Raw genomic sequence first — 17,825 nt, 5'->3', positions numbered from 1 at the left:
GCGCACCCCATATAAAAGAAGCATGCCGCCTGTTCGAAGCGGCACCGGAGTGTTCATGACCCAGACCTTCCCCGTTCTTCCGCTGCGTGACATCGTGGTGTTTCCGCACATGATCGTGCCGCTGTTCGTCGGGCGCGACAAGTCCGTGGCGGCGCTTGAAGCGGCCATGGCTGCCGACAAGGAGATCTTCCTCGTCGCGCAGCTCGACCCGGCCGAAGACGATCCCAAGGCAGACGATCTTTACGACATCGGCGTGACGGCAACCGTGCTGCAGCTGCTGAAGCTGCCCGACGGCACGGTACGCGTGCTGGTGGAGGGCAAGCAGCGCGGACGGCTCGGCGGGCTGGTGGATGCCGGCACCTACATGACCACCGAAGTAACCTCGATCGAGGAGGTCACGGCGGAAAGCACCGAGATTTCCGCGCTGATGCGTTCGGTGATCGACCAGTTCGAAAATTATGCCAAGCTCAATCGCAAGCTGCCCGCGGAAACCGCCTCGCAATTGGGTGAGATTGAGGATGCCTCGCGCCTGGCCGATGCCGTGGCGGGCAATATCTCGATCAAGGTGGCCGACAAGCAATCGCTGCTGATCGAAACCGATCCGGCGCGGCGGCTGGAGATGGTGTTCGCCTTTATGGAGGGCGAGCTGGGCGTCCTTCAGGTCGAGAAGAAGATCAAGAGCCGCGTCAAGCGCCAGATGGAGAAGACGCAGCGCGAATATTATCTCAACGAGCAGCTGAAGGCGATTCAGCGCGAGCTGGGCAACGAGGGTGAGGAAGGCGAGGGCGACGAGGTCGCCGAGCTGACCCAGAAGATCGCGACTCTCAAGCTTTCGAAGGAAGCACGTACCAAGGCGACCGCCGAGCTCAAGAAGCTGAAGACCATGGCACCGATGAGCGCCGAGGCGACCGTCGTGCGCAATTATCTCGACGTGCTGCTCGGCCTGCCGTGGGGCAAGAAGAGCAAGCTGAAAAAGGACATCGCCGCCGCGCAGGCGATCCTCGACGAGGATCATTATGCGCTGGAGAAGGTGAAGGACCGGATCGTCGAATATCTCGCGGTTCAGGCGCGCACCAACAAGCTGAAGGGGCCGATCCTGTGCCTCGTCGGCCCGCCGGGCGTGGGCAAGACCTCGCTGGGCAAGTCGATCGCGAAGGCGACCGGGCGCGAGTTCATTCGCCAGTCGCTGGGCGGCGTGCGCGACGAGGCCGAGATTCGTGGCCACCGGCGCACCTATATCGGCTCGCTGCCGGGCAAGATCGTGACGAACCTGCGCAAGGCGGGCGCCGCGAACCCGTTGTTCCTGCTCGATGAGATCGACAAGCTGGGGCAGGATTTTCGCGGCGATCCGGCGAGCGCGCTGCTCGAGGTGCTGGACCCGGAGCAGAACAGCAAGTTCAACGATCACTATCTGGAGATCGACATCGATCTCAGCGACGTGATGTTCGTGTGCACTGCGAACACGCTGAACCTGCCGCAGCCGTTGCTCGACCGCATGGAGATCATCCGGCTCGAAGGCTACACCGAGGACGAGAAGGTGGAGATCGCCGAGCGGCATTTGATCGCCAAGCAGGTCGAGGCGCATGGGCTGAAAGACGGCGAGTTCACGCTGACGCCCGAGGGCCTGCGCGCGCTGATCCAGCGCTACACCCGTGAGGCCGGCGTACGTACGCTGGAGCGCGAGATCGCCAAGCTCGCCCGCAAGGCGCTGCGCCAGATCCTGGAAGGCAAGGCGACCAGCGTCACGATCACGCCGGAGAACCTCCACGAGTTCGCGGGCGTGCAGAAGTTCCGCCATGGCCTGTCCGAAGAGGAAAACCAGATCGGCGCCGTCACTGGCCTCGCCTGGACCGAGGTGGGCGGCGAACTGCTGACGATCGAAAGCGTCACGGTGCCCGGCAAGGGCGCGATCAAGCTGACCGGCAAGCTGGGCGACGTGATGAAGGAATCGGCGGAAACGGCGATGAGCTTTATCAAGGCGCGCGCGCCGTCCTATGGGATCAAGCCCAGCCTGTTCCATCGCAAGGACGTCCACGTTCACCTGCCCGAGGGCGCAGTGCCGAAGGACGGGCCGTCGGCGGGTATCGGCCTTGTCACCTGCATCGTCTCCACGCTGACCGGCGTGCCAGTGAAGCGCGAGGTGGCGATGACCGGCGAGGTAACGCTGCGCGGCCGCGTGCTGCCGATCGGCGGGCTGAAGGAAAAACTGCTCGCGGCACTGCGCGGCGGGATCACCACCGTGCTCATTCCGCAGGAAAACGAGAAGGATCTCGCGGACATTCCGCAGAACATCAAGGACGGCCTGAAGATCGTGCCTGTCACGCATGTCGACGAGGTGCTTCGCCTGGCGCTTACCGATCCGCTGGAGGCGATCGACTGGACCGATGCGGACGAGCTGGCGGCACAGCCTCCGGCGCCGATCGCACCGGCCGGCGGCGAGCTTCATCATTAAGTCTATCGACTTGTAAGGTAACGGTAACCACGGCGGTTCATCGCAGCCGCCGTGGTTTCGTTTGACACTGAACCGGCCAGCCGTCTTACTGGTACGACCGGCCCTGCGCGGCCGAATCCACTTTTTTGAATATCCGCACAGCGAAACGGGGGTCGTTGCATGAATAAGCAGGAGTTGATCGCGGCGGTTGCGAATGTGTCTGGGCTCGCAAAGAACGATGCGACCCGGGCCGTCGAAGCCGTGTTCGATACGATCAGCGCGCAGTTGAAGAAGGGCGATGAAGTGCGTCTCGTGGGCTTCGGCACCTTTGCGGTGACCAAGCGCAAGGCATCCACCGGCCGCAATCCGCGGACGGGCGAGCCGATGACGATCAAGGCATCCAGCCAGCCGAAGTTCAAGGCGGGCAAGGTGCTGAAGGATTCGCTTAACTGATAAATTTCGATCCGGGCTGGACAGGGGGTGCAGCGCCCCCTAAAGGCCCGCTTCCGGTTTCAACCGGGCGCGTAGCTCAGCGGTAGAGCACACCCTTCACACGGGTGGGGTCACAGGTTCAATCCCTGTCGCGCCCACCATATACAAGCCCCGCGGTCTTGATGACCTGCGGGGCTTTTTGGTTTTCAGATGATGTCGCGGCGCCGCCGCCTGGGACGGTTTTTGGCTCATGTGAGGGTCGTCTGTCATACCCGTTGTGGCAGGCGCGGGTGCGCGCACTTCAAGCGGTGCTTGCAGGCTCAGAACCCGAGCTGTTCCGCATCGTAAATGGCGGGGGCGTGCTGACACCTGGATGCCGGGAGGAGCCCGGCGTCACGGTGTGGCTTGGAGCGGGCCTCGCATTGCTGCGCGACCATGACGCCGAGGACCTTGCGGTGCTTTCCTGCCGTCGGAAGCGGCTGCAGACGCACGGGAGCGCTGGCGGACCATCAAGGCGCGATGCGGGCCTGGGCTGCCGGTAAGTCGTTGGCGAGCATTTCGCGCGGAGGGCCGGCTGTGGCCGGCCCGAGATCGGTTCAGTCTTTCCAGCACCAGTAGAGCTGGGCCGGCGGTACGTTCCACCATTCCATGTCGTGATCGATGCGCGCGAAGTGCGGCGACAGGAAGTCGCGGACCTTGGGGCTGAACTGATAGACCAGAAAGGCGCCGTCCGGACGGATGACGCGGTGCGTGGCCGCAGCGATCGCCGGGCCGACGCCGGGCGGCAGCGTTGAGAAGGGGAGACCCGACAGGACGTAATCGGCCGATTCGTGGCCACGATCAGCCACGATCGTCTCCACGTCGGCCGCCGAACCATGCACCGCCTCAAACCGCGAATCCGAGATGGTGTGATTGAGATAGCGGATGAAATCCACATTGGTGTCGATCGCGATGAGCGAGGCGTCCGGCGCCATCCGTTCGAGGATCGGGCGGCAGAAGGTGCCCACGCCCGGCCCATATTCCACGAACAGCTTGCAATTTGCCCAGTCCACGGGCGCCAGCATCTTGTCGATCAGCTTTGCCGACGAGGGGATGACGGACCCCACCATCACGGGGTGCTTCAGAAAGCCGGAGAAGAACATCTGCCACGGCTTGGGCACGCCATTGGCGCGGGTTTTCACGCGGCGGGCCGCACTGGTGGAGCTTGACATGAAGGAACAACAACTCCCCGAAAGATCGTAACCATGCCGAACGCGGCACGAGCAAGAGAGTTGCCATAGCGGGGTTGCGCGCGGCCCCCAAGCGCCTAATCGAAGTTCCATGACAGTGAATCCGGCACAGGAGAGGAGCGCCGCGAGACGGCGCAAACGGCCACGCCGGACTTTCGACAAACGATTCGCCCTGATGTTCATGGTCATGCTGACCATCGCCGCCGGTAACACGGCGCTGCAATCAGTGTTGCCCGCGCTGGGCCGATCGCTGGGCGTGGCCGACAGTGCGGTCGCCGCGGCATTTTCCGTATCGGCGCTGCTCTGGGTGATCGCCGCGCCATTCTGGGCCAACCGGTCCGACCGGCATGGCCGGCGCATGATGATCCTGCTGGGCATGGGCGGTTTCTGCATCAGCCTTGCCACATGCGGTGTCTTCCTGGCGGCCGGGATCAATGGCTGGATCAGCGGAACGGCGGCATTCATCCTCTTCATCATGGGGCGCCTGATCTACGGCACCTTCGGTTCGGCCGCGCCGCCGGCCGTGCAGGCGATGGTGGCCGGCGACACCACGCGGGAGGAGCGAACCCGCGCCCTTACGCTGATTGCCAGCGCCTTCGGCCTAGGCACCATCCTGGGGCCGGCAATCGCACCCTATCTGATCCTGGGCAGTATCGGCGAGATCGAGGTCGGCCTGGCCGGGCCGGCATTCGTCTTCACCCTGTTCGGTGTCGCCATGTTCCTGACGATCCGGGCGATGCTGCCCGACGACCGTGCCATGGCCGGGGGAACCCACGGCGGCACGACCGGCTATCCGTCCATCGGCGGGCAGGGGACGGGCGCCAGCGTGCGCAGCGCCACCGAGCCAAAAGGCGGCGCAAAGATCAGCTATTTCGACCGCCGTATCCGCACCTGGATGATTGCCGGGCTGGTGATGGGCCATGCACAGGCGATGACCGGGCAGGCGATCGGCTTTCTGGTGATCGATCGGCTCAACCTGCCGCCGGCGCTTGCCCTGGAGCCCACCGGGATCGTGCTGATGATGGGGGCGGGCACTGCGCTGCTGGCGCAATGGGGAATCATCCCGACGCTGAACCTCGCGCCGCGGGCGCTGGTACTCGTCGGGCTGGTGCTGGCGGCGGCGGGCACGGCGCTTACCGGGCTGGCCAGCTCGCTTTATGGCATCGCGACCGCTTATGCGCTGGCCAGCCTGGGCTTCGGGTTCACGCGGCCGGGCTTCACCGCGGGGTCGAGTCTGGCGGTCGGGCCGCAAGCGCAGGGCTCGGTTGCGGGCAAGGTGACCAGCATAAACGGCGCAAGCTTCGTGCTGGGGCCCTCGATCGGCGTGGGGCTGTACGAGGTGTGGCATTCGCTGCCGTATCTGGTGGCGGGGATCGGGTGCGTCGCGCTGTTCATCTACTGCTGGTTCGCGCTGCGCGAGCCCGATGAACAGGAAGTCGCCGCCTTTGACGATCCGGTGATCTGAAGGGAGATTAGGCGCACATGGCGCCTGGCCATAACCGCGGGTGATCAACGGCTGACCCCGTAAGCCTTGTCGGGCGCTTCAACTAATCCTAGACGCGCGCGCCATGACCGACTCCTCCATCAAGCGCCCCGCCGGCGATGCCGGCATTAACCGGGTCGTCCTCGCCTATTCAGGCGGTCTCGACACCAGCGTCATCCTGAAATGGCTGCAGCAGACCTACAACTGCGAAGTCGTGACGTTCACCGCCGACCTCGGCCAGGGCGAGGAATTGGAACCGGCGCGTCGCAAGGCGGAGCAGGCCGGCGTGAAGCCGGAACATATCTTCATCGACGATCTGCGCGAGGAGTTCGTCAAGGACTACGTGTTCCCGATGATGCGGGCCAATGCGATGTACGAGGGGCTGTATCTTCTCGGCACCTCCATCGCGCGGCCGCTGATCGCCAAGCGCCAGATCGAGATCGCGCGCCAGGTGGGTGCCGATGCCGTCAGCCATGGCGCGACCGGCAAGGGCAACGACCAGGTCCGCTTCGAGCTGGGTTATTACGCGCTTGCGCCCGACATCAAGGTAATCGCGCCGTGGCGCGAATGGGATCTCACCAGCCGCACCCGCCTGATCGAGTTCGCCGAGCAGAACCAGATCATGGTGACCAAGGACAAGCGCGGCGAATCGCCATTCTCGACCGACGCGAACCTTCTGCACACCTCGTCCGAGGGCAAGGTGCTGGAGGATCCGTGGGAGGAAGTGCCCGATTACGTCTATTCTCGCACGGTGAACCCGGAGGATGCGCCCGACGCGCCGGAATATATCACCATCGATTTCGAGCGCGGCGACGGCGTGGCGCTGAACGGCGAGGGCTGCTCGCCCGCGACGCTGCTTGCCAAGCTGAACGAGCTTGGCCGCAAGCATGGCATCGGCCGCCTCGACCTGGTCGAGAACCGCTTCGTCGGCATGAAGAGCCGCGGCATGTACGAGACGCCGGGCGGCACGATCTATCACCTGGCGCATCGCGGGATCGAGCAGCTGACGCTGGATCGCGGCGCGGCGCATCTGAAAGACGAGCTGGCAGTGCGCTATGCCGAGCTGGTCTATAACGGCTTCTGGTTCTCGCCCGAGCGCGAGATGCTGCAGGCGGCCGTTGATTACAGCCAGGAGAAGGTTACCGGTACCGTGCGGCTGAAGCTCTACAAGGGCAATGTCGGCGTGGTCGGCCGCAAGTCGCCCCATTCGCTGTACAGCGAAAAGGTCGTGACGTTCGAGGACGACCAGGGCGCCTATGACCAGCGCGACGCGGCTGGCTTCATCAAGCTGAACGCGCTTCGCCTGCGCCTGCTGGGCCGTCGCGACCGGGATTAACTCATCGCATGGCGTCACCCGTCGTTCCGGCGCGCGGCCGGGATGATGGGGGCGCTGGGGCCGGAAGGGCAGGCCGATCAGCCGCCCCCGTTTCCACGGCGGCGCATCCCGCGCCGCCCGATCGTTGCCCTTCAGGAACGATCCTGCCTCGATCGGCGTTCTTCTTTCGCCTGGGGCGGCTCAAGGCCCCTAGTTCGAGGGAGATTGCGATGAAGGGTGCAACAATCGGCGCGCTGCTGCTCGGCGCGACCGTGCTCACCGCTTGTGCAAACAACCGGGAAGAAGTGGTAGCGCCGGCTCCGCCGCTTGGCCCCGGTGCGCTGGCCGGAACCGTGGCTGCCGACCGCGACGGCGACGGGATGGTCGACGGCTATTACACGCCGGACGGCACCTACGTCCCCTTCACCGCGCCGCCGTGCCCCACGCCGCCGCCACCCCCGCCGCCGCCCACGCCGCGCGGCGAGCGAGGCTGAAGTTGCTGGCCGGCCGCGGCGCGCCGGCCCGGCGCGCGGGCCGGCTGGCACTCTCACTCATCCTGCTTGCGTCGACGGCGGCACTTCCAGGTGTCGCCGCCGCGCAGGAAGACGTTGAAAAGACCGCCGAGGGCAACGCGGTCGCGCAGGAGATCCGCCAGCAGGTCGGCGGAAAGCTGAAGGAATTCTATCGCGCACGCGGCTATTGGCCGCTGTGGATCGTCGGAGAAGCGCCCGGTCCACAAGCGAGGGCGCTGGTCGACGTGATCGAGACGGTTGAGGTGGATGGCCTGGATCCGGATCGATATTCGCCGGATCGCCTGCGGCGATACATCGAAGCGGCGGAAGGCGGTGACCTTCGCGCGCTTGCCCATCTCGAACTCGCGCTGAGCGGCGCGCTGGCGGATCTGGTGCGCGACATGCGCGAGACGCGGATCGAGATCAGCTACCTCGAGGACTCGCTGGAGCCGACCCGAGCCAAACCGGATGCCATTCTGCGCCGCGCTGCGCTGGCCAAGTCCACGCTGGACTATGTTCGCAACCTTGGCTGGATGAGCCCGCTCTACACGCAGCTTCGCGAGGCGTTGCTGAGTGCCGATCCTGACATGGGCGACGCGAATGTGCGGGTGCCTGGCGGACCGCTTTTGAAACCCGGCATGACTGGCGAGCGGGTGCTGCTGTTGCGGGCGCGGCTGGGTCTGCCGGACGGCGACCAGTATGACGATGCGCTGCGCGCGCGGGTGCGACGGTTTCAATCCGCGCACGGGCTGCCGGTCGACGGGATCGCCGGCGCTCGGACGATCACGGCGCTCAACGGCGGCTCGGGACGGCGAATCGTGGATCGGCGGGATATCCTGCGGCTGAACCTTGAGCGCGCGCGCCTGCTACCCGACGCCTGGACCCGCCACATCGTTGTCGATGCCGCCGCCGCCAGGCTTTGGTATTATGACAGCGGTGCCGAGCAGGGGACGATGCGGGTCGTGGCCGGCACGCCCGAGACGCAGACGCCGATGATGGCCGGCATGGTGCGTTACGCCACGCTCAATCCTTATTGGAACGTGCCGGTCGATCTGGTGCGCAAGCGAATCGCGCCCAAGGTGCTGGCGGGCGTATCGCTGGAGCGGCAGGGGTATGAGGCGCTGTCCGACTGGACTGCGGAGGCGCGCGTGATCCCCGCATCGACCATCGACTGGCGGGGCGTGGAGGCAGGAACGGTCGAGCCCCGTGTGCGCGAGCTTCCCGGTCGGGGCAATTCAATGGGTTCGGTGAAGTTCATGTTCCCGAACGACCTTGGCATCTACCTGCACGATACGCCGCAGAAGAAGCTGTTTTCCAAGCCGGATCGGCACTTTTCCAACGGGTGCGTGCGGCTGGAGGATGCGGGGCGGCTGGGCGAATGGCTGTTCAACCAGCCGCTGAAACCGGACAGTTCCGCGCCGGAGCAGCACGTGCCGGTGCCAGAGCCGGTCCCGGTCTATCTGATGTATTTTACCGCCAGTCCCGATGGGGGTGGGGTGAAATATGTTTCCGACGTATACGGTCGCGATCGGCCGGCGTTGCAGCACCTGGCGAGCCGCTGAGGCATCAAAGGCCGGGAGCGATGAAACAGGTTTGGCAAGTTGCTGAACCTGCCAGCAGTTCTCGTCGTCGTTAACCACAGCTCAACCATCCTCCGGCATTGCACGATACGCACTGCTATGGGGCTGCACACAGATGGCGAATACGAACGGCGCGGTTGACGTTGCGATCATCGGCGCAGGGCCGGCGGGCCTCACGGCAGCGTATCTGCTCGGCAAGGCCGGCTATTCAGTAACGGTGATCGAGAAAGATCCGCGTTATGTCGGCGGGATCAGCCGCACGGTCGAGCATAATGGGTACCGCTTCGACATCGGCGGGCATCGCTTCTTTTCGAAGTCCCAGGAAGTGGTCGATCTCTGGAACGAGATCCTTCCGAACGACTTTATCGAGCGGCCGCGAATGAGCCGGATCTATTACGAGGGCAAGTTCTACAGCTATCCGCTGCGCGCGTTCGAGGCGCTGTGGAACCTCGGCATCTTCCGTTCGGCACTGTGCATGGCGAGCTTCGCCAAGGCGAAGCTGCTGCCGAACCGCAAGGTGAAAAGCTTCGAGGACTGGACGGTCAATGCGTTCGGCTGGAAGCTGTATTCGATCTTCTTCAAGACCTACACCGAGAAGGTGTGGGGCATGCCGTGTGACGAGATGAGCGCGGACTGGGCGGCGCAACGGATCAAGGGCCTGTCGCTTTGGGGCGCGGTGAAGGACGGGCTGAAGCGTAGCCTCGGCCTCAACAAGCGCCCGAACGACGGCATGGCGGTGAAGACGCTGCTGGAAAGCTTCCGCTATCCGCGGCTTGGCCCGGGCATGATGTGGGAAGCCGCGCGTGATCTGGTGATCGGTCATGGCAATGGCGTGCTGATGGGGCACAAGCTGAAGCAGCTCGCCTTCAACGACGTGACGCAGCAATGGACGGTCACGGCGATCGATCAGGACGGCGAGCCGGTAACAATTCGCGCCGCTCATGTGATTTCATCCGCGCCGATGCGCGAACTGGCGAGCCGGCTCCATCCGCTGCCGGCGACGCTGCCAGAAGCCGCGAACCTCAAATATCGTGACTTCCTGACCGTGGCGCTGATGATCCGCTCGCCGGATCTCTTTCCAGACAATTGGATCTACATCCATGATTCCAAGGTGAAGGTGGGGCGGGTCCAGAACTTCCGCTCCTGGTCGCCGGAGATGGTGCCGGATCCCGACTTGGCGTGTGTTGGCCTGGAATATTTCTGCTTCGAGGGGGACGGGCTGTGGGCGTCCAGCGACGACGAACTGGTCGCGCTTGCAACGCGCGAGATGGCGCAGCTCGGCCTGTGCCGCGAGGACCAGATCGTCGGCGGCACGGTCGTGCGACAGGAAAAGGCCTATCCGGTATATGACGAACATTATGCCGCCAACGTCGAGATGATGCGGCAGGAGATCGAGGCGCGCTACCCGACGCTTCACTGCGTCGGGCGCAACGGCATGCACCGTTACAACAACCAGGATCATGCGATGATGACCGCCATGCTGACGGTCCGCAACATTGAGGCCGGCGCGCGCGTGTACGATATCTGGGCGGTGAACGAGGACGCCGAATATCACGAGAGCGGGCGCGAGGGAGAGCAAGCGGCGCTGGGCAGCCTGCGCGCGGTGCCGGAGCGGCTGAAGGCGGCCTGAAGCGAGGGACGGCGAGGGGCGAAGCCAACGGCAGAGCGCTCGACTGTCCCGCGTGGGCGTTCTCGAAATGAAAAGATGACGCGTTGAGGCGCGGGGGACGCGATGAAACGGGCTTTGTCTAGCGCGCCGCAGAGCGGCGCGGCCGCTACCAGAGTGGCCGATGCCGGCATACTGCGGCCGGTCCTTGTGGCATGGGCGATCGCTGCGATTATCTTCGTGATGATCGGTGCGAAGGACATTCTGATCCTTCGCTTCAACGATCCAGATGATGCGATGCGGCTGCTGGAAGTGCGCGACTGGCTTGCCGGGCAGAGCTGGTGGGACGTTGCGCAGCACCGGTTCAATCACGGTGCCTTTCCCATGCACTGGTCTCGCCTAGTCGATCTTCCGCTAGCGGCGATGCTGGTGGCTACGACGCCTTTGCTGGGGGAGCCGGTGGCAATCCGGCTGACGGTGACGGTCGTGCCGCTGCTGACGCTGCTGGCAACCATGCTGCTCCTCGCCCAGATTACGCGCCGCACCGCTGGCTTCGAAGCGGCACGCTATGCCGCTTTGATCACGCCTTTGACCCTGCCGTTGATGATCCAACTGCGACCGTTGCGCATCGATCATCATGGTTGGCAGATCGTCCTGACACTAGGGGCGATCCTCTGTCTTCTCCGTCGACCGACATGGAGAAATGGCGCGCTTGCCGGGATGGCGCTGGCTGCACTGCTGACGATTTCTATTGAAGGCCTGCCCATAGCGGTGAGCATCGCCGGCGTTGCCGCGGCGGCCTGGGCCTGGCAGCCTGAGCGGAAGCCGTTCTTGCTGGCGCTGATGTGGAGCCTGGCAGGAGGCGCAGTTCTTCTCCACCTGCTGACGCGAGGACCGGGGTTTTTCGCGACGGCTTGCGATGCAATGTCGCCGGCATGGCTGGTGACGTTGAGCTTTGCTGCTTTGAGCACCACGATCGCGATGGTCGCGGGACGATCGGCGTTGATCTTCCGCCTAGCGGCGCTTGCAGCCGCAGGCGGGCTGACCGGCGCTGTGCTGTTCCTTTATGCACCGCAGTGCCTTGCCGGACCGTTCGCGACGCTTCCGCCACTCGCCTATGAATTCTGGTATCTGAACGTTCTGGAGGGCCGACCGGTCTGGGAGCAGCCATTTTACCAGGCGTTCGTGACCATGGCAGTGCCGGTGGTCGGAGTGGTCGCCACCGCCGCAGGCCTGGGCAAGGCGGATGATGAGTGCAGGCCACGTTGGGCAATATTGCTCGTCCTGCTTGTTGCGGCCACCGCTGTAACGGTGTTCGTCGATCGTGCGGGAGCAACGGCCAATGCACTGGCAGTACCGGGCGTCGCCGCTATGCTGCTGGCCTTGCTGATCCGTGCCCGCCAACTGTCCAATGTCGGTCTGCAGGTAGTGGCAACGGCGGCAGCGTTGATCATTGCCTCGCCCGGTTACCTCGCCATTGCTGGCTTAGCTTGGAGCCGAAGCAGCGACCCGGCGTGGCAGGAGATTTCACGGCTGAGAGACGCCGGGCAGACGTGCGCGCAGATAAGCGACATCAGGCCGGTGGCCGAACTGCCGCCGAGCCTGCTGTTCTCACCGGTCGACATCGGACCGGAGATTGTTTCCACAACTCACCACCGCGCGATTGGTGCAGGCTATCATCGCTCTCCCGAGCCGATGACGCTGATCATCCGCACCTTCACGGGTACGCCATCACAGGCGCGGCAGATCATCTTCGCCAGCAAAGCGGACTATCTGGTGGTGTGCCCGGGGCTGGGCGAGCTTGATCACTATCGCGAACGCTTCCCCGACGGCTTGTGGGCGCGGCTGGAGCGTGGCGAGCGGTTTGCGTGGCTGGAGCCAGTTGTGGTTCGCGGGCCGGCGCAGGCATGGCGTGTCATTCGGCCCTTGCCCTTGGCGACACCCCGCCCGTAAGACGGTTTGATGGACCAATCGGGGGCGCCCCTTCGTTGGTGGCAGACGCGTACCTTTGTCGCGCTTGCCACGCTGATCTCCATCGTTCCGCTGCTGTGGCCGGAGATTCCGCCGCTGGTCGACCTGCCCGGGCATATGGGGCGGTATCGCGTGCAGCTGACGCCGCTGGACCAGGCGCCGTGGCTTGCCGACTGGTATAATTTCGAATGGTCGCTGATCGGCAATCTGGGCATCGACCTTCTGGTGGTGCCGTTTGCCGCGCTGTTCGGGCTGGAGCTTGGCGTCAAGCTGATCGTGATGACGATTCCCGCGCTGACCGCCGCAGGGTTGCTGTGGATCGCACGCGAGGTTCATGGACGCATCCCGCCCACCGCAATGTTCGCGCTGCCGCTGGCCTATAGCTATCCGTTCCAGTTCGGATTCGTGAACTTCTCCCTGTCGATGGGCGTGGCGCTCTGCCTCTTCGCCTTGTGGTTGCGCATGGCGCGTCTGCGCCGGATCGGCCTGCGCGCAATCGTCTTCGTGCCGCTCTCATGCCTGCTGTGGTTGTGCCACACCTTCGGCTGGGGGGTGCTGGGCGTACTCGCCTTCTCGGCCGAGATGATCCGCCAGCATGATGCGCGCAAGGATGCGGGATCGGGTCATTGGGTCGAAAGCTGGATCCGCGCGGGCCTGGGCTGCGTCCCGCTGGCGCTGCCGATGGTGCTGATGATCTTCTGGCGTTCCGGTGACCATGTTACCGGCCAGACGGCCGACTGGTTCAACTGGCAGGCGAAGGTCGCCTGGGTGATGATGGTCCTGCGCGACCGGTGGGAGTTCTGGGATGTGGCGTCGACCGCCGTGTTCCTGCTGGTGCTGTTTCGGGCCGTGCGCGACCCGGCGATCGAATATTCTCGCAACCTCGTCCTGTCCGCGCTGTTTCTCGCAGCAGTCTATCTGCTGCTGCCACGGATCGTATTCGGCTCGGCCTATGCCGACATGCGTCTTGCGCCATTCGTCGTCGCCTTCGCCTTGATCGCGATCCGGCCGCGGGTCGGCATGACCGTTCGCCACGCCGGTGTCGTCGCCCTGCTGGGCATGAGTTTCTTCCTGGCGCGAACGGCGGGCACGGCCGCCAGCTTCTGGCTGTTTGATCGCGATTACGACACTGAACTCGCCGCGCTGGACAAGGTGCCCGAGGGCGCGCGCCTGGTGTCCTTCGTGGGAACGAACTGCCGCAACGAATGGAAGATGAGCCGTCTGGAACATCTGCCCGCCATCGCGCTGGTACGGCGGCTGGCCTATACCAACGATCAATGGTCCATGCCGGGCGCGCAACTGCTGACGGCAAGATACAAGACGGCCGGCATGTTCGCGCATGATTCGTCGGAGATCGTGACGCCTGGCTGGTGCCCGCGCGAATGGTGGAAGCCGATCGACTTTTCCATCGCGCGCTTCCCGCGAGAGGCGTTTGATTATGTCTGGCTGATCCGCACGCCGCCGTTCAATCCGCGCTATGCCAGCGATCTGGACCGGATCTGGCGGTCTCCCACCGGAGCAAGCGCGCTGCTGACGGTGAACCGAAGCCGGCCGACGCCGCAGATCACCGACGAGGAGCTGTATCCGCGTTGGTTCCTGGAACTGCGCGCCCGGCGGATTCGCGAACGCCAGCTGCAACTTCCGCCACCGCCAAGATCGTAGCAGCCGCACGAGAGCGCTGCGCCGCAAAATATTTGCTGCGACGCGGCACTTCTTCTTCAATCATGTGTTCAGACCCTCAAAGGGGAGGGTCGCACTTTGAAGGGAAGCGTGGCCGCGGGAGCGGCGGTGTTGATGTGCCTTTCGACGGCTGCAGAAGCCGACACCAACCACGGGGGGCAGATCTGGGGCAGCGTGCAGGTCACCGCCCCGATTGCGGACGATGTGTTCCTGACCGCGGAAATGCAGCCGCGTTTCTCTACACGCAATGCTGCGACTGCGCCGATAACCATCATCCCCCCAATCGTTTCATGGCGGAAGAGCGAGTCGCTGATCCTGTCCGGCGGTTATCTTTACGCCTTTATCGATGGTGCACGGCTGCCGCACGACCTGCATGAGAGCCGCTTCTTTCAGCAGGCGTCCTATCGATTGGGAGTGATCGGGCGGTTGGGTATTCGCGCGCAGACCAGGGTGGAGCAGCGCCAGAGATCGACCGGCAAGGACTGGAACCTGCGCGTCGCGCAACAAATCCTTCTCGCCACGCCGCTGACCCGGAAGGAGAGCGGCGGTCCGGTAGGGGTGGTTTCGGCCGAGCTCTATTGGAACCTCACCGACGCGGACTGGGGTGCGCGCAAGGGATATGATGACCTTTGGACCTTTATCGGGGTACAATATCCGGTGTCGTCGACCACGGCGTTCGAGCTTGGCTACCTCAATCAGCGGCAGCGGCAGGTGAACGGCCAGGCGAACATGAACCACGCCGCCGTGATCGGCGTGTCGTTCCAACTCGCGGGCAAGATCGTGCCGCCGAAAGTGGTGCCCACGACCGGCCCAGGCCTGCAGCCGCTGCCGGATCGCGAACCTGTTCGCTAGCCTCAATCTCCCTTGCGAAAGGGGGTGAGCCGCTCGAGGAACTGCTGGTCCATCTCGACCGCTGCGCGTTCGCGCACGAGAAAGTCGGCCACCGCACGGCGGAAGCCCGGATTGGGGATGTAGTGCGCCGACCAGGTGGAAATTGGCGCATAGCCGCGGGTGAGCTTGTGCTCGCCCTGGGCGCCGGCCTCCACCGTCGTGAGGCCGCGCGCGATCGCAGCGTCGATGGCCTGATAATAGCAAAGCTCGAAATGGAGGAACGGGACCTCCTCGGTCGCGCCCCAATAGCGGCCATAGAGTGAATCCGCGCCGATCAGGTTCAGTGCGCCAGCGATCGGCTCACCGTTCCGATACGCCAGGATCAGCAGCAGGCGATCACCCATGCGCTCGCCTAGCAGGGGAAAGAAGGACCGCGTGAGATAGGGCCGGCCCCATTTGCGGCTGCCGGTATCCTGGTAGAAGGTCCAGAAGGCGTCCCACTCGCGAGCGCCGATCTCCGCGCCGGTCAGATGGCGGATCTCCAGCCCCTGGACGGCCGCCGCGCGCTCCTTGCGAATCGCCTTCCGCTTGCGGCTGGCGAGGGTGGCGAGGAAATCGTCGAACGTGCCGAACCCGTCATTGCGCCAGTGGAATTGCGTGCCCTCGCGGATCAGCCAGCCGGCAGCCTCAAAAGCGGGCACTTCCTCCGGTAACACGAAGGTGGCGTGGGCGGAGGACAGATCGTGCTGGTCGGTCATAGCCTCCAGCGCGGCGATCAGCGCCGGGGCGGCCGCGGGATCGCGCAGCAGCAGGCGAGGGCCGGGCACGGGCGTAAAAGGAGCGGCGATCTGAAGCTTCGGATAATAGGCGCCGCCTGCACGCTCCCACGCGTCCGCCCAGGCGTGATCGAAGACATATTCGCCCTGACTGTGCGACTTTGCATAGGCCGGGGCGATTGCGACGGGGGCGCCGTCCGCACCATCCACGATCACGGGAACTGGCTGCCACCCGGTGCGGCCGCCGACACTTCCCGATTCCTCCAGCGCGGAAAGGAAGGCGTGGCTGACAAAGGGGTTGGCGGCGCCCGCGCAGGCATCCCACAGATGCGCGGGAACCTCTCGGACGCCGGTTGCCACACGGGCGGTGACGTTCATGTCCATCGACGCGCTCTCCGGCTTGGACGATGTGGGAGCGGTGCGGCGCCGGTAACGAAAAGGTCTGTGGATCGCCACTCACCACCATTCGACGGACGCGAGATGGATGGTGAGCGGAGATCAGGAAAGCGCATGCTCAAGCCGAACGGCGGAGCGGCAATGAAGTTCAGCCCGCCACCGCGATGATGGCATCCACCTCGACCGCGGCATTGCGCGGCAGAGCGGCGACACCCACCGCAGCGCGGGCATGCTTGCCCGCATCGTCGAACAGCGCGACCATCAGGTCCGACGCACCATTGGCGACCTCAGGCTGATCACCGAAGCCGACAGCCGAGTTCACGAAAACGCCGAGCTTCACGATGCGTGCGACGCGCGAGAGATCGCCGAGTGCCGCCTTCGTCTGTGCGACGACCATCAGCGCGCACAGCTTGGCCGCTTCCTGACCGGCGGCAACGTCCAGATCGCCACCGAGCTGGCCAGTGACGACCTTGCCATCGCGGAACGGGAGCTGCCCGGAGACATGAAGAAGACCTCCGGCCTCGACGGCCGGGACATAGGTGGCAACAGGGGCGGCGGCGGTCGGCAGGGTAAGGCCGAGCTCCGCGAGCTTTTGATCGATACGGTCAGTCATGCGCGCAGTTTCAACACCAGCGATCAGCGCGGGTCAATGCTGCGCTGGTTGTCCTGCCGCGAAGCGATCCGTGATCCAGGCGAGCGCCTCCGGCCATGCGTCAATGCGGGCATGAGCCGCGGGGGCGGGGGGCACGCCGGGCGCAAGGGTCGGCTCTGCCACCATGTGCAGCCGGTGTACCTCCGGCGCATGCTCCGCCACCGACTGATGATGCATGGGCAGATCATCGATGAAGACGGTGACCGGATTGCCATGCTCCGCAACGAGAGCGGCGACCGGGCCGCCCTTTGGCCCCTGATTGCATTCCACGCGATGTTCGATGCCGAAGGCGGCGAGCTGATCGATTCGATGGCTGCGGCATTGATCCTGAAGGTTGGTCAGGATCACAATGTCTGCCACCTCCGCGATGCGCGCCAACGCTTCCCGCGCGTGGGGCACTAAAGTCTGCCGGTGCATTTCCCCCGGGAAGAAGCCGTCGAGAAAACCCATCATTTCCTCGCGGGAGGGAACAGCACCGTCGTGCCGACGACGCATGTTGCGGCCCAGCTCCCAGCTGGTCGGCTGGAAATCGATCTCATGCGCTTCGTCTAGCCAGGTTCCGAAGTGCCGCACCATGTGCAGCAGCACCTCATCACAATCCGAGATGAGCAGCGGGCGGGCGGATCCTGTGGTCATAACGACTCCAATTGGTGACGAGCGCGTACCAGCGCCTCCGGCCGGACGTCGAGCGATTGTGCGCAGGCGACAAGATCGGGCTCGTGCGCCTCCAGGAACTGGAGACAGGCGGCGAGCACGGCCGAATCGGTCAGCCGCGCGCGCAGATCATCCGGGTCGAGCCCGGTCAGCGACAGCAGCCGCCCGGCGCGATCCGGATCGGACAGCGTCCAGGCAAGAGCGCGAAGGGCGAGCGCGTCGGCCGGTTCTTCGTTTGAAACGCCTCGATTCATTGCCTATCTTCGCCTGCCAAGAT

General features: G+C 64.6%; 15 protein-coding genes and 1 tRNA gene. 11 read left to right on the top strand and 5 right to left on the bottom strand.

Features of this window, described 5'->3' with window-relative positions; translation table 11 throughout:
* Positions 1-55 precede the first annotated feature (55 nt).
* From lon to BMX36_RS07715, 3 genes are all read left to right on the top strand, one after another.
* Positions 56-2,452: an endopeptidase La gene (lon, locus tag BMX36_RS07725; protein WP_066781885.1), complete on the top strand. Its 2,397-nt coding sequence runs from the start codon at positions 56-58 to the stop codon at positions 2,450-2,452.
* 159 nt (positions 2,453-2,611) lie between these two features.
* A complete protein-coding gene (locus BMX36_RS07720) occupies positions 2,612-2,884 on the top strand; it encodes an HU family DNA-binding protein (RefSeq protein ID WP_088331639.1) in 273 nt (90 codons plus the stop codon).
* Positions 2,885-2,949: 65 nt separating this feature from the next.
* A tRNA-Val gene (locus BMX36_RS07715) sits at positions 2,950-3,024 on the top strand.
* Between the two features lie 435 nt (positions 3,025-3,459).
* On the opposite strand, the gene BMX36_RS07710 is transcribed toward BMX36_RS07715, so the two are convergent.
* Positions 3,460-4,074, bottom strand: a complete 615-nt coding sequence (locus tag BMX36_RS07710; RefSeq protein ID WP_066781903.1) for a class I SAM-dependent methyltransferase — start codon at positions 4,072-4,074, stop codon at positions 3,460-3,462.
* A gap of 193 nt (positions 4,075-4,267) precedes the next feature.
* On the opposite strand from BMX36_RS07710, the gene BMX36_RS07705 reads away from it, so the two are divergent.
* From BMX36_RS07705 to BMX36_RS07670, 8 genes are all read left to right on the top strand, one after another.
* Positions 4,268-5,557 carry an MFS transporter gene (locus BMX36_RS07705; protein ID WP_066781904.1) on the top strand — a complete coding sequence of 430 codons (1,290 nt, stop codon included), beginning with the start codon at positions 4,268-4,270 and terminating at the stop codon, positions 5,555-5,557.
* 103 nt (positions 5,558-5,660) lie between these two features.
* Positions 5,661-6,911 (top strand): argininosuccinate synthase, encoded by a 1,251-nt coding sequence (locus BMX36_RS07700; protein WP_093064299.1) that lies wholly within the window; start codon positions 5,661-5,663, stop codon positions 6,909-6,911.
* A 209-nt stretch (positions 6,912-7,120) separates the two neighbouring features.
* Positions 7,121-7,384: a hypothetical protein gene (locus tag BMX36_RS07695; protein ID WP_093064297.1), complete on the top strand. Its 264-nt coding sequence runs from the start codon at positions 7,121-7,123 to the stop codon at positions 7,382-7,384.
* Positions 7,385-7,386: 2 nt separating this feature from the next.
* Positions 7,387-8,964: a L,D-transpeptidase family protein gene (locus BMX36_RS07690; RefSeq protein WP_256210690.1), complete on the top strand. Its 1,578-nt coding sequence runs from the start codon at positions 7,387-7,389 to the stop codon at positions 8,962-8,964.
* 133 nt (positions 8,965-9,097) lie between these two features.
* Entirely contained in the window at positions 9,098-10,612 is a 1,515-nt protein-coding gene (locus BMX36_RS07685; RefSeq protein ID WP_093064295.1) for an NAD(P)/FAD-dependent oxidoreductase, read from the top strand.
* Positions 10,613-10,714: 102 nt separating this feature from the next.
* Complete coding sequence (locus BMX36_RS07680) at positions 10,715-12,541, top strand: hypothetical protein (protein WP_143058532.1); 1,827 nt, start codon at positions 10,715-10,717, stop codon at positions 12,539-12,541.
* Between the two features lie 9 nt (positions 12,542-12,550).
* Positions 12,551-14,221 carry a hypothetical protein gene (locus tag BMX36_RS07675; RefSeq protein ID WP_093064291.1) on the top strand — a complete coding sequence of 557 codons (1,671 nt, stop codon included), beginning with the start codon at positions 12,551-12,553 and terminating at the stop codon, positions 14,219-14,221.
* 132 nt (positions 14,222-14,353) lie between these two features.
* Positions 14,354-15,091, top strand: a complete 738-nt coding sequence (locus tag BMX36_RS07670) for a DUF2490 domain-containing protein (RefSeq protein ID WP_143058531.1) — start codon at positions 14,354-14,356, stop codon at positions 15,089-15,091.
* Positions 15,092-15,093: 2 nt separating this feature from the next.
* Here the strand turns inward: BMX36_RS07670 and BMX36_RS07665 are convergent, their stop codons facing one another.
* From BMX36_RS07665 to BMX36_RS07650, 4 genes are all read right to left on the bottom strand, one after another.
* A complete protein-coding gene (locus tag BMX36_RS07665; RefSeq protein WP_093064289.1) occupies positions 15,094-16,230 on the bottom strand; it encodes a GNAT family N-acetyltransferase in 1,137 nt (378 codons plus the stop codon).
* 160 nt (positions 16,231-16,390) lie between these two features.
* Positions 16,391-16,855: a RidA family protein gene (locus BMX36_RS07660; protein ID WP_093064287.1), complete on the bottom strand. Its 465-nt coding sequence runs from the start codon at positions 16,853-16,855 to the stop codon at positions 16,391-16,393.
* Between the two features lie 33 nt (positions 16,856-16,888).
* A complete protein-coding gene (locus tag BMX36_RS07655; protein WP_066780231.1) occupies positions 16,889-17,530 on the bottom strand; it encodes a hypothetical protein in 642 nt (213 codons plus the stop codon).
* A complete protein-coding gene (locus BMX36_RS07650; RefSeq protein WP_093064285.1) occupies positions 17,527-17,802 on the bottom strand; it encodes a DUF3572 domain-containing protein in 276 nt (91 codons plus the stop codon). Before BMX36_RS07650 ends, BMX36_RS07655 begins: the two co-directional genes overlap by 4 nt.
* Positions 17,803-17,825 lie beyond the last annotated feature (23 nt).

It is taken from the genome of Sphingomonas sp. OV641, from assembly GCF_900109205.1.
Classification (GTDB): Bacteria; Pseudomonadota; Alphaproteobacteria; order Sphingomonadales; family Sphingomonadaceae; genus Sphingomonas.
Note: the sequence above shows the minus strand (reverse complement) of the source record. Positions and strands in the feature narration are given on the sequence as shown.

Bases quoted from the DNA above. Each gene is read 5' to 3' on its own strand.
- BMX36_RS07685 (WP_093064295.1), top strand. From the start codon at position 9,098: ATGGCGAATACGAACGGCGCGGTTGACGTTGCGATCATCGGCGCAGGG.
- lon (WP_066781885.1), top strand. From the start codon at position 56: ATGACCCAGACCTTCCCCGTTCTTCCGCTGCGTGACATCGTGGTGTTT.
- BMX36_RS07705 (WP_066781904.1), top strand. From the start codon at position 4,268: ATGTTCATGGTCATGCTGACCATCGCCGCCGGTAACACGGCGCTGCAA.
- BMX36_RS07695 (WP_093064297.1), top strand. From the start codon at position 7,121: ATGAAGGGTGCAACAATCGGCGCGCTGCTGCTCGGCGCGACCGTGCTC.
- BMX36_RS07670 (WP_143058531.1), top strand. From the start codon at position 14,354: ATGTGCCTTTCGACGGCTGCAGAAGCCGACACCAACCACGGGGGGCAG.
- BMX36_RS07700 (WP_093064299.1), top strand. From the start codon at position 5,661: ATGACCGACTCCTCCATCAAGCGCCCCGCCGGCGATGCCGGCATTAAC.
- BMX36_RS07720 (WP_088331639.1), top strand. From the start codon at position 2,612: ATGAATAAGCAGGAGTTGATCGCGGCGGTTGCGAATGTGTCTGGGCTC.
- BMX36_RS07675 (WP_093064291.1), top strand. From the start codon at position 12,551: ATGGACCAATCGGGGGCGCCCCTTCGTTGGTGGCAGACGCGTACCTTT.
- BMX36_RS07650 (WP_093064285.1), bottom strand. From the start codon at position 17,802: ATGAATCGAGGCGTTTCAAACGAAGAACCGGCCGACGCGCTCGCCCTT.
- BMX36_RS07680 (WP_143058532.1), top strand. From the start codon at position 10,715: ATGAAACGGGCTTTGTCTAGCGCGCCGCAGAGCGGCGCGGCCGCTACC.
- BMX36_RS07655 (WP_066780231.1), bottom strand. From the start codon at position 17,530: ATGACCACAGGATCCGCCCGCCCGCTGCTCATCTCGGATTGTGATGAG.
- BMX36_RS07660 (WP_093064287.1), bottom strand. From the start codon at position 16,855: ATGACTGACCGTATCGATCAAAAGCTCGCGGAGCTCGGCCTTACCCTG.
- BMX36_RS07665 (WP_093064289.1), bottom strand. From the start codon at position 16,230: ATGGACATGAACGTCACCGCCCGTGTGGCAACCGGCGTCCGAGAGGTT.
- BMX36_RS07710 (WP_066781903.1), bottom strand. From the start codon at position 4,074: ATGTCAAGCTCCACCAGTGCGGCCCGCCGCGTGAAAACCCGCGCCAAT.